Origin of the sequence: Runella zeae DSM 19591, from assembly GCF_000423565.1 — a bacterium.
Classification (GTDB): Bacteria; Bacteroidota; Bacteroidia; order Cytophagales; family Spirosomataceae; genus Runella; species Runella zeae.
Window position 1 is genome coordinate 115,927 of the sequence record NZ_KE384043.1, and the last position, 11,949, is coordinate 127,875.

Consider the following 11,949-nt stretch of genomic DNA (forward strand, 5'->3'; position numbering starts at 1 on the left):
ATCTAATCTCTCCGATGAAACCCCGTTTACTTATTTTGCCCGCAAGTATCCGCAGCCATGTATTGCCCTCGCTGTACGTGGCTGATAGGCTGTCGGAGGAGGGGTATGAAGTATATTACGCTGTTACAAATGATGTATTGGCGGAGTTGGTCACTAAAAATGGCTATCAAGCTGTGAAAAACACGGGTTGGCGTGTAGGTTACGGCATGGAAGCCTCGTATTTAGCTGCTAAAAAGGAAAAGGTTTCGTACTGGCGATTACTAAAAGCTTACCGTACAAACGAGCTATATTGGGAACGAAAACGAGAATTGGATGCGCTTATTGAAGAGCTTCGTCCCACAACTATTTTGGTAGACTTGTTTGCTTATACTGATTATTGGGTATTGTATCCACGCCGTTCAGAATTTAATATCGCCTTTTTTAATCCCATGCCCTCTACGTATCGGGTAGGAGAGTGGCCGATAGTGTCAAGCCCCGTAAATCCTCCGATGGGGGACTTAATACTCAGCGGAAGCAGCCACACGAGTCAGTCCAACGCCCAACAAGGGGAATTAAAGTTGGGGTGGAGAAAACGAAGGGACTTATTCCTTCAGTTTTTACGCAATCCCAGACAGACTTGGTTGCGTCAAGCGGTAACTCGTCATCGCCAATTTCTAGAACAAATCTCTCCCCTTGCGCAAGACGCGACTGTGACTCAGGTGATTGCCAACGTGCCCGAATTTGTGTTAGCGCCCTTGGAATTTGAATTTGCGCCCGAAATACGCAAACCAAATCAACATTATTTGGGGCTGTGTATGCGCGAGCATCGGCAAGACACTGAGCTTGACCCTGCTTTTGAAAAAGTGTGGGAATTAATTAAAGCTCAGAAAAAAAACGGAGAGCGCCTTGTTTATTGCAGTTTTGGTACCTTTTATGAAGGGGCTGACGCCATGCTGTTGCGTTTTGTGACTAACCTGCTAGAGGTGATTGCTGACTTACCGCAGGTACATTTGGTATGCTCGGTCAACAAATACGTCATAGAAACCCTCCGCGCCAGAAAACTACTCACCAACTGTACCCACTTTTTTAGTCGCGTCCCGCAGCTGACAGTACTGGCCGAAGCCGACGTGTTTATCACTCATGCGGGATTTGGCTCTATCAAAGAAGCAATTTATTACGGAGTACCTATGCTGGCGTATCCCCTCGACCCTCACTACGACCAAAATGGCAACGCCGTCAAAATAGAGTATCATGGCTTGGGACTACGCGGTGCTTTTGCGCACGAGCGACTTGGGGATTTGAAAAAGAAACTCGAACGATTGCTGGAAGAAAAAACATTTCGCGAGAAAGTGAGACAGTTTAGGGAAGTGATTGACGATGGATACAAGGAAGAGAAAATAAAAGAGACAGTGCAGAGCCTTCTTGTGGATAAGCATTCAGTCGTGTTAGCCTAAGATAGTTTAGACCCTTGTAGGGTGACAAAAATAAAAGTCTATGAAACTAAATTTTTCTGAAAAAAACGCAATTGATGCTCTTACGTACATTGTAGAAACGACGGGCGTAAAAGTGACAGCAAAATCAGTGAAGGAACAACTCTTCCTACACCCAGATTTTCCTTCCATATTATCATTTAGTGATACCTTGCACGAGTGGAAAATTCCAAATGTTGCCGCTCGGGTATTTCGTGAGCAGTTAGTAGAAATCCCCCTACCTGCGGTGGCTTATCTGGAGATAAAGGGTGGGTGTTTTGCTCCTATCCGAAACGTAACTGCTACGGAAATTGAGTGGTTGGATACCCAAAAAGGATGGCAAAAAGAACCTTTAGAAGACTTTTATCGCAAATGGAATCACGTAGTGTTGCTACTTGAACCCAATGAAAATTCTCAAGAAGCAAAATATAATGAAAAACGTAAAGAGGCTTTTCTTACTAATATCCGTACCCCCTTTGTTATAGGAGGATTGATTGTTTGTGCCTTGTTAGGGGGAGGGACAAATGTTACTACCTTGGCACGTCAGGAATGGCAATTTTTAGCTTTGTTAGTTACGAAGCTGTTGGGTGTAGGGGTAAGTAGTTTATTATTGTTATCCACCTTGGGGACTGATAGTTCGCTTTTACGCTCTATCTGTGGTTTCGATAGCCGTACTGATTGCAACAACGTACTATCTTCTAAAGCCGCCAAACTCTGGGGTTGGCTGGGTTGGGCAGATATTGGCTTTGTGTATTTTGCAGGGGGATTGGTTTATTTGCTGACTTGCCCTTTAAGCCTACTAGGGGGCGACTCCAATGAGGGAACTAATTATTTGCTCCCCCTTTGGGGATTGGGAGGCCTTGCGTTGCCTTACACGATTTGGTCAGTTTGGTATCAGTGGCGGGTGGCTAAGACTTGGTGTACGCTATGCCTGATAGTGCAGGTGCTGATTTGGGTGGAGTTTTACCTCACCCCTGCTCCTCTTCTTTCGAGAGAGGGGTTGATAATGGAGCCGAGGGTGATAGCTTCGCTTATTTTCTCTTTTTTACTGCCTACAGTATTGTTAGTGTTCATAAAAAAACCTTTGCAGGATGCTACGCAGGTATGGCCGCTAAGGCGTGAACTCCAAAAGGCTAAGTTTAACCCCGAGTACGTGGAAAGCCTTTTTGCTAAGCAGCCCCAAATGCCGCCTATTTTTGAAGATATGCGCGTGGTGAAAATTGGTAACCCCGAGGCGGAACATACACTGACGATAGTAACCAACCCGATGTGCGGACCTTGCGTACGATTACACCCTGAAATTGAGGATTTTATTGAAAATACCGACATGGTAAATTGTCAATTTGTATTCTTGGGTTCTGCCAATGCGCAGCCGTTGGTGCAGACAATCATAAGCTTGCCCAACGAACGTGCCGTGGAAGCCATGCATCGATGGTACGCGGGTAAGTACCGAGATGTAGAGACGTGGAGCAAAGACGTAAATGCCGATGCCCCAAATGCAGAAGTTAACCAACAAATACAACTACACCGCCAATGGTGTGATTTGGCCGAGATACAGGCAACTCCAACGCTTTATCTTAACGGGCGACAAATGCCGCTTGCCTATCACCTTAGTGATGTAGAAAACCTGTGCCGCATTTTAGCGCCAGAGATGGCATCTTAACCTAAGGATTTGGCCGAATCAACATAAATCATTTTCAAAAACTTAAAACGGTGCGGCGAACCGCACAACCAATCAAAATGAAAAAATCAATGTCAAGTTTTATGGATGCTACGATGACGCGGGCAGAAATGAAGAAAATTAAAGGAGGTATAACGTGTTCCTATACTTTGGAATACAAAGCATCAAATGAAAAAGGTTCATATACGGCTATTGAGGAATGGGACAATCTTTCGTGCTCTGGCACGCAAGCGCAATGCCTAAAATCTATGGCGGAATTATGTACTATCTATATGATTACTGGTGGAAGTTCAACACTGGGTTGTAGATCTAATTGCTCTTAATATTTTTGAGGCTTTTTCTGAGATTATAGACTTTGTCATATTTTGCTAAAAAACGAAATAGTACTTTCTAAGGAGATATTAAGAAATGCATGCGTTTTTGTTTTTAGCATATAAAACATTTTTTAACGTTTAAATTAGTTAATGATACAAATTATGTTTTATTATATTATGATAGAGTCTATAATTAATTTTATCTTTTACTTGTAATACTAACTCATAAGTAAAAGTTGTTAGATACTTATTTTTCTTTGTTTTTTTTGTCTAAAAAGTAATTTTTATTATATATTTAATTTTTGGATATCTTAATAAAATAATAAATTGTGTATGCTATGAAATGTTATTTTGAGATTCTATTTTTCCGTTCTACAGTTGTTGCTTTATGTTTTATGTTTTGTGCTTTACAGAATATGGCCCAGAAAAATAACAATACAAAAATTGCGGTAATTGTAAATAATACATCAAAACAGCAATTGTCGTTATACTTTTTTGATAAATTTAATCATATACAACGCTTCCACTTTAAAAAGGATAGTGTTTTGACTTCTGCTATTGATACAGTTTTAATTGATTCAGATCAGCCATTGCAATTGAGATTTCCTAAAGATTATAAACAAAATCCTGTTTATGTGTTTCCTGGCGATACTATTTATGTACGTTTTTCTTCAGGGTCAGGATATACTTTTAAAAGTAAATATACCCCTGAGCTTAATTTTCCGAGTTTTTTGGAAATTAATAATATTAGAATACATGCCTTAGATTTAACTACATTATCATGGCATGATAAAATTAATGTTGAGGCTATTTTGGAAGAACATACTCGAATGTACAATGCGCGCTTGAAAGCCCTAAATCAATATGCCGATTCGCTACAATTTGCAGCCAAATATCGCCAAATTTTTAAAAATGAAATAGAGTTAATATATTTATTAGGTTATTTACAGCCTTATTTAAAACTTAATAGTACAGAGAATTTGCCACAATCTTATTTTGCTAAATTAGACAGTTATAAACAATGGATAAATACTGATACTACATTAAGATATTGCTTTTTTTATCGTCTTGCTATTCTGTGTTATGATATTTATTTAAATAGGACTGATTCAGATGTTGTTTTTTTTAAACATTATTATTTTTCTGCCAAACAGAACTACATTGAATCAATAAGATATTTTGTTCAATTTCATATTTTACATGAGCAAGGAAATAAGTTATCGGTTTTGTTTCAAGAATGTCTAAATGACTTTAGGGAAACTTGCCCTATAAAAGAGTATATTCATCATTTGGATGAAGAAATAGCGGCAGCGAAATTAGCCGAAGATTCATTGGTATATGATAAGATATTTCTTAGTCAAAAATTGATAGATATAAATGGGAAAAATATGACATGGAAAAATATTTTAGAAAACAATACCGGAAAGGTATCTTATACAGATATATGGGCGAGTTGGTGTGGACCCTGCCGTATGGAAATGCCCTATTCTATCAAATTACAAAATGAATTATCAAACGAGAAGTTGTCATACGTTTATATTTCAATTGATAATGATAAGGCAAAATGGCTAAAAGCAATTACAGAAACACGTCTCAGTGGTAAGGGAAAACAACACTACTTGTTAGACCCAGATTCTAAATTGGCTAAATTCTTGACTCCGAATGGTATCCCAAAATATTTTATCATTAACAAAAAGGGCACAGTTGAATATTTAGACGCACCCCGTCCATCTGACCCGAAAATCAAAGAAGTTCTTGCCGATTTGGTGCATAAATAATTTTTTGTATGCTCAATAATCTTAAATACAAATTCCTCCCTTTGTATTATCAAATCATAGAAAAAGTAAAATTAATTCAGGTTAAATCACGCTATCGGGCTGCAAAGAGATTGAGTATATCTACCATTAAACGAATTGATAATCAGTTTATTCCAAAAAATATATCCGAAATCCGTCTCTTTGCCATCATGCGCAATGAATCACTGCGCTTGCCGCATTTTATGACCTATTATAAAAACTTAGGTGTAGAGCGTTTTTTTTTGATAGATAACAATTCAACGGATGATTCGGTAACGTTGGCTTTGGCAGAAGAAAAGGTGCATGTTTTTGAGACAAAGGAAAATTATCAAAATCATTGGTTTTGGATGGAGCATTTGTTGGATACCTACGGTAAAGGGCATTGGTGTGTAGTGGTGGATATTGATGAATTGTTTTCCTACCCTTCTGCGGAGCACCTTTCTTTAAGAGAACTACGGGTATTTTTAGAAAGTAGAAACGAAACAGCGATTCGTACATTTCTATTGGATATGTACTCAGATCAAAGCGTAGTGGCTGCATCGTATAGTCGTGGGGAAAATCCGTTGGAGATGCTTAATTATTTTGATAAGGATTATCGAAAGATTCCATTTTCGTTTCCTGATAGAAGCACGGGGAAGTCGTACACTTTTGAGATTTTCACGGGTGGGATGCGAGATCGGGTTTTTGGTAGGAGCAATCCGCCTTCTATTTTGTCTAAAGTCCCCTTTTTCAAAAATACCGAAGGCACTTACCTTTCGCAAGGTATGCACGCCATCAACGGGGCTACCTTGAGTGAAGTACAGGGAGTAGTGTTTCACACCAAGTTTTTATCAGATTTTATTACGGAGGTAGAGGAAGAGTGTGAGCGCGAGCAGCACTATGGCAACGCGTTTTACTACAAAATCTTTCACCAGAAGCTAAAAGAAACGCCTGATATTCAATTCTATCATGAAGGTTCGGTCAAGTTTGAAAATTTGCAGCAGTTAGTTGAATTAGGCTTAATGAAAACCACCCCCGAATTTGAAGCTTTTGCGCAATCGGTTTTAGCAGAAAAAACAACATGAGATTTCTGTACTAATAGCATAAGAAACGAAGGCTACAATGGCCTTGTTCTGATTTTGTGAAGGGTGTCTTTATGAGTGGCTCCTTGGGCGAGTTTTCTCAGTATGAGTTCCACCGTAAGTCTTGTGCCTTTTAAAATGGGCTTTCCAAGCATGATGCGATGGTCAGTTACAACATAGTTTGTATAGGTACTCATAGTAGTGAGTTTTTACAAAAAAATCAATTTCCTAAAAAAGTAGTTTATGCCTAAAAAATTCCCCCACTACCGCCAACTCGATGCCATGGATTGCGGCCCTACCTGTCTTCGGATGGTGGCTAAGTACTATGGGCAGAGCTACGCGGTGCAACCGTTGCGGGCGGCGGCTGAGATTGGGAAAGAGGGCGTCAATCTATTGGGTATTGCGCAAGCCGCCGAAAGCATTGGTTTCAAAACACTGGGCGTAAAAGTTACCTTAAAAAAGCTACTGGAAGAAGCCCCGCTGCCCTGTATCGTACATTGGGGGCAAAATCATTTTGTGGTGGTTACCCCCAACCCGCGCGGTGAGATTCGCGTTGCCGATCCCGCTGGGGGTCTTATTGCTTATACCTATGAAGAATTTGAAAGCAAATGGGCTACAACCGTAGCCAATGGTGAAAAAGTAGGGGTGGCGCTATTGCTTGAGCCCACCCCTCAGTTTTATAGCCCGCTAGGTTCCGATAGCGGAAAAAGCACTCCCACCTCAGGAGCTAGAGCGTTGGGTATTCGTTATTTCTTGGGATACCTATGGAAGTATAAGGATTTAGTGGGACAATTGGGGTTAGGGATGTTGGTAGGGAGTATTTTACAGTTGGTACTTCCATTTTTGACCCAATCGGTCGTAGATATAGGTATACAAACGCGCAACCTTAATTTTATTACGCTTGTGTTAGCCGCGCAAGTGATGTTGTTTGTGGGGCGGATGTCAGTGGATTTTATTCGGTCGTGGGTATTATTGCACATTAGTACCCATATCAACCTCAACATCCTATCCGATTTTTTGACCAAATTGCTCAAGTTGCCCCTATCTTTTTTTGATACCAAGCTTACGGGCGATATTCTGCAACGTATCGGAGATCATCATCGTATTGAGCAGTTTCTGACAGGGACTTCACTACACACTTTGTTTTCGCTGTTCAATTTGCTTGTTTTTAGTGTTGTTTTGGTCTATTACAATCTCACTATTTTTGGGGTTTTCTTGTTAGGTAGTATTTTGTATTCTTTGTGGGTAGTGCTTTTTCTGCGTTATCGAAGGCAATTAGACCACAAACGTTTTGCATTGGCTTCCCAAAATCAGAGCAGCTTAATTCAACTTATCACGGGCGTACAAGAAATCAAATTGAACAATGCCGAGCATCTTAAACGTTGGCAGTGGGAGAATTTACAAGTACGGCAGTTTCGCCTCAGTATGAGGGGATTGGCAGTAGGACAATATCAACAAGCAGGAGCCTTGTTTTTGAATGAAGGAAAAAATATGGCTATTACTTTTTTGGCGGCTACGGCCGTAGTCAATGGGCAACTTACCTTGGGTGGAATGATGGCTCTCCAATACATCATTGGCCAATTGAATAGCCCTGTGGAGCAGCTTGTGCAATTTATGCAGCAATGGCAAGATGCTCAAATGAGCTTAGAGCGATTAAATGAAATCCACGAGCTAGAAGACGAAGACCACTCTCTATCCTTACAAAGACCTGACCTTACTGTGCATTCTCCCAAAGATGGATTGTATATCTTCTCCCCTCGGCAGCAAGGAGAGGGGCCAGGGGTGAGGTTAACAAATGTCTCGTTTACCTATCCCGGGGCAGGAAATGAGCCAGTGCTAAAAAACATAAATTTATGTATTCCAGAAGGAAAAGTGACGGCTATTGTGGGTAGTAGTGGAAGTGGAAAAACGACTTTACTCAAGCTTTTGCTTAAATTTTATCATCCGCAAGTGGGTAGTATTACGTATCCTACCTCCCCTTTTTCGGGACGGTTCGACGGCTCGATTAGAGGGTTGCGGGCTATTTGTGGTACAGTACTTCAAGATGGGTTTATTTTTTCGGATACTATTGCCAACAATATTGCGGTGAGTGACGAAGTTCCCGATATTCCGAAGCTACTTCATGCCGTAAAGGTAGCTAATATCCAATCTTTTATTGAAGAGCTGCCTTTGGGTTACAATACCAAAATCGGTGCCGAGGGAAATGGCATCAGTCAAGGACAGCGTCAGCGTTTGCTGATAGCTCGTGCCGTCTATAAAAACCCCGATTATTTGTTTTTTGATGAAGCCACTAACGCACTTGATGCCAACAATGAGCGGGCAATTATGCACAATTTGGAAGAATTTTTTCAAAACAAAACCGTGGTGGTAGTAGCACATCGGTTGAGTACGGTCAAAAACGCCGACCAGATTGTGGTGTTGGAGAAAGGGGAAATTGTGGAAATAGGCACTCATGGAGAGTTAGTGGCGCAGAGAGGGCGGTATTTTGAGTTGGTGAGCAATCAACTAGAGCTTGGGGTATAAGTGCACACACATCAACATATGAACAGTAAAATACCTATATCGCCCCAAGAATTAAAGGCCAATACGGGCGGGCGTCTAAATGGAGAAGCACTGCCGTCGGGATTTGGGCAGGGTTTCATTGATTTACGTAGCTCTGAGGTAGATGAAGTTTTGAGCCAACCCCCGCCCTGGTTGATACGTTGGGGGATTACCGTTTTTTTTATGGTATTAATGATTCTACTGGCAGTAGGGTGGTTTGTCGAATACCCTGATTTAGTAAAAGCACCTTTAAAAGTAGTGGCTACTGACTTTCCTAAAGCAGTCAACGCTAAATCCGAAGGGGTATTGATAAAACTATGGGCCAAAGACGGAATGAACGTAAAAAAAGGACAACACTTGGCTTATTTGGAAACAACTGCCAATATAGACGAAATCTTAGGACTGGATACGGTAGTAAGTCAGTTAGTAAAAAACCAACGCTCCAATGACTTAGAGCGTATTCATGGAATTTCGATTCCGCTTTATTTTCAATTAGGAGAACTTCAAAAATCTTATCAGACTTTTCAGGATGCCTATGTTCGTTCTAAAGCTTTGCTCAAAGGAGGAGCAGTAGAACAAAAACGCATAGCTCTTAATAACGATTTGGTTCAGCTGGGATTGTGGCGAGAAAACCTACAAACTCAACTTCAGAATTACCAGAAAGATTTTGAGCTTACTGAAGAAGATACCCGAATGAACCGCAAACTACATGAAGAAAAGGTAATTGCGGATGTGGAGTTGAGACGTAGTCAAAGCCAATATATATCTAAAAAACAAACCTTGGATCAAGCACAGACGGCATTTAATAACAATGGAATGGCTCAAAATCAAAAAAATCAGGAATTGTTAGAATTAGAAAAAATGCGTGTCGAACAACTAAACGGCTTATTTCAGGCAATAAATACCCTCAAAAGTGATATAGAAGCTTGGAAGCAACGTTTTGTATCAATAGCTCCTACAACAGGAAAAATATCATTTGTGACACCCTTACAAGAAGGACAAACTGTAAAAAACGGTCAAGAGCTGTTTTATGTATTGCCTCCTCATACTGGCCATGAAGGAGAAATGTACGTAGGACAATATAATTTTGGTAAAGTAAAATCAGGTCAAGAAGTAATTGTGAAATTTGCGAGTTATCCTTATCAAGAGTTTGGGACAGTCAGAGGGCGTATTGCTTCTATTTCTGATATCCCTAAGGATACGAGTTATTTAGTAAAAGTGACTTTTCCGAAAGGCTTGTTGACCTCCTCTCATAAAGCCCTCCCTTTTCGCAATGGTATGACCGCAACAGGCGAAATCATCACCGAAGATTTAAAATTGATTGAGCGACTTTTCTATGACTTTAGGAAGATATTGAAACGGTGATTTTTATTTTAAATAACAAATGCCTTATTGAAGTAGCTTTTGCGTACTAATAAAATGTTTTTTTCGTTATCATAAAACTAGAAAGTGTACGGTTTTTCAAATATAGTATGTTGTTTAAATACACTTTATCATGTTTTAAATTTTCCTAAACGCTATGCTGCTATGAACTGTTCGCTAATGTTTTTATTAATGAGCCTTTTTTTGAAGATACCTTTTCTTTTTTTAGATAACAATAGCCAACTTGAAAGCCCACTTTTTTCTTCTTTTAATGTAAAACAAAATAGCGAAAATATTCATTTGCAAATGATCGATAAACCCTTCTACAATAATGTGTTGAAAACTAAAACGGGTAAAATTGTTCATGGCTCATCATATATCGAAATTTATGATAATTTAGAAAAAGAAGAATACTTGTTTAGTGATTTGAAAGATAAAAAAGTAATTTCATGTTCTCCTCAATCAGAGGTTGTTGTGATGAGGAGGTATACTGGTTTTTTTGAGTTTCAAGAATTTTTAATACACAAAGGAGATTCCATTATAATGAGTTTTGATGCCAAAAAGCCTATTGTGGTTAAATACTCTCGTTTTAAATATACGCCCCAAGATTTCAATGTAGAAAATATTTTAGATAATACTTTTTCCAACATACATACTTATGTAGGGAAAGCAACAAACCTTAGAATGTCATCGTTCAAATATTTTTTTGATGATCCAAAAGAGTCCGCCGCTCAACTAAAACGTAGCGGGAGCGACAAGGTTAAGGCCATAGAGCAACTTGAAGTGAAGGTTTGTAAAGATTTATTGCCCTCAATGACTTCTTTACAAAAGAAAACCCAAGTGGTATTGGATTCATTACTTTTTAGTAAGCAAATATCTCAGCCTATTTACGATTTTTATAAAAATAAATATGCTAATATTTTACTGAAACTCGAAATAATGACCGAATCGAAAGATTCAATAGCAATGGCTCGACAGATTAATAATGTATTTGACGATAAAGCTTATGTCGACGAATACTTTAATCAATGCCTTGAGAGCTTTCAAAAAATAAACTATCAACCTAAAATAATTCCTTACGAACAATCTAATATTAGAGACTATAGAGAAGGGTTCGTATTAGTAAAAAACTCCAAATTGCTCAATCCAAAAGTAAAAGATCGACTGCTTTTTTTGAGTTTAGGGCAGGTAGATATTTGTTTTCGGGACGAAGTAGAAACCTATTTGAAAATATTTGTTGAGAATACTTCCGATTCTATTCTGGTAAAAAAAGCTAACCTAAAGTATCAGAAAGATGTCATACCTGCCACTACGCCTTCCAACCTTCATTTGCTGGCCTTGAACCAAACTCAGGTTACAATCGAAGAGTTTGTTGCAGGTAAGAAAGGCAAAATATTATACATTGATTTTTGGGCTAGTTGGTGTGGCCCTTGTATTCAGGAAATGAAATACTCTCGGAGCTTAATAGACCAATACGCCGATAAAGGTTTAGAAGTGGTTTTCCTCTCTATGGATGATAGTTTTCAAAAATGGGAGAAAGCGGCTACCAAGCAAAGCATAAATAAGGGTAATTGTCTAAAAGTCCTCGACCCCCAAGGGTCAAGTTTTATTCAGGAATATAAGATTACAACAATTCCGAGGTACATGATAATAGATAAAGACGGTAAAGTAGTCAATGCCAATGCCCCGCGCCCAAGCGACCCGAAAGTGAAGCAGGTATTGGACAGATTGGTGGAGAAATAAATA

8 protein-coding genes are annotated in these 11,949 nt (G+C 39.3%); 7 read left to right on the forward strand and 1 reads right to left on the reverse strand.

Features of this window, described 5'->3' with window-relative positions:
• Positions 1 to 14: 14 nt before the first annotated feature.
• From G563_RS0129515 to G563_RS0129530, 4 genes are all read left to right on the forward strand, one after another.
• Positions 15 to 1,433 (forward strand): glycosyltransferase, encoded by a 1,419-nt coding sequence (locus G563_RS0129515; protein ID WP_028668509.1) that lies wholly within the window; start codon positions 15 to 17, stop codon positions 1,431 to 1,433.
• Between the two features lie 40 nt (positions 1,434 to 1,473).
• Positions 1,474 to 3,111, forward strand: coding sequence for a vitamin K epoxide reductase family protein (locus G563_RS0129520; RefSeq protein ID WP_028668510.1), 1,638 nt, complete (start codon positions 1,474 to 1,476; stop codon positions 3,109 to 3,111).
• Positions 3,112 to 3,781: 670 nt separating this feature from the next.
• Complete coding sequence (locus tag G563_RS0129525) at positions 3,782 to 5,221, forward strand: TlpA family protein disulfide reductase (RefSeq protein ID WP_084651006.1); 1,440 nt, start codon at positions 3,782 to 3,784, stop codon at positions 5,219 to 5,221.
• An 8-nt stretch (positions 5,222 to 5,229) separates the two neighbouring features.
• Entirely contained in the window at positions 5,230 to 6,303 is a 1,074-nt protein-coding gene (locus G563_RS0129530; RefSeq protein WP_028668512.1) for a glycosyltransferase family 2 protein, read from the forward strand.
• Positions 6,304 to 6,335: 32 nt separating this feature from the next.
• Here G563_RS0129530 and G563_RS37805 read toward each other — a convergent pair whose 3' ends face one another.
• A complete protein-coding gene (locus tag G563_RS37805; protein ID WP_084651007.1) occupies positions 6,336 to 6,497 on the reverse strand; it encodes a DUF433 domain-containing protein in 162 nt (53 codons plus the stop codon).
• 46 nt (positions 6,498 to 6,543) lie between these two features.
• Here G563_RS37805 and G563_RS0129540 point away from each other — a divergent pair, with 46 nt between their 5' ends.
• The 3 genes from G563_RS0129540 to G563_RS0129550 all read left to right on the forward strand — a co-directional run bounded on the left by G563_RS0129540 (position 6,544) and on the right by G563_RS0129550 (position 11,946).
• Positions 6,544 to 8,823 carry a peptidase domain-containing ABC transporter gene (locus G563_RS0129540; protein ID WP_028668513.1) on the forward strand — a complete coding sequence of 760 codons (2,280 nt, stop codon included), beginning with the start codon at positions 6,544 to 6,546 and terminating at the stop codon, positions 8,821 to 8,823.
• An 18-nt stretch (positions 8,824 to 8,841) separates the two neighbouring features.
• Positions 8,842 to 10,206, forward strand: coding sequence for an HlyD family secretion protein (locus G563_RS0129545; protein WP_084651008.1), 1,365 nt, complete (start codon positions 8,842 to 8,844; stop codon positions 10,204 to 10,206).
• 84 nt (positions 10,207 to 10,290) lie between these two features.
• Entirely contained in the window at positions 10,291 to 11,946 is a 1,656-nt protein-coding gene (locus G563_RS0129550; RefSeq protein WP_157585715.1) for a TlpA family protein disulfide reductase, read from the forward strand.
• Positions 11,947 to 11,949 lie beyond the last annotated feature (3 nt).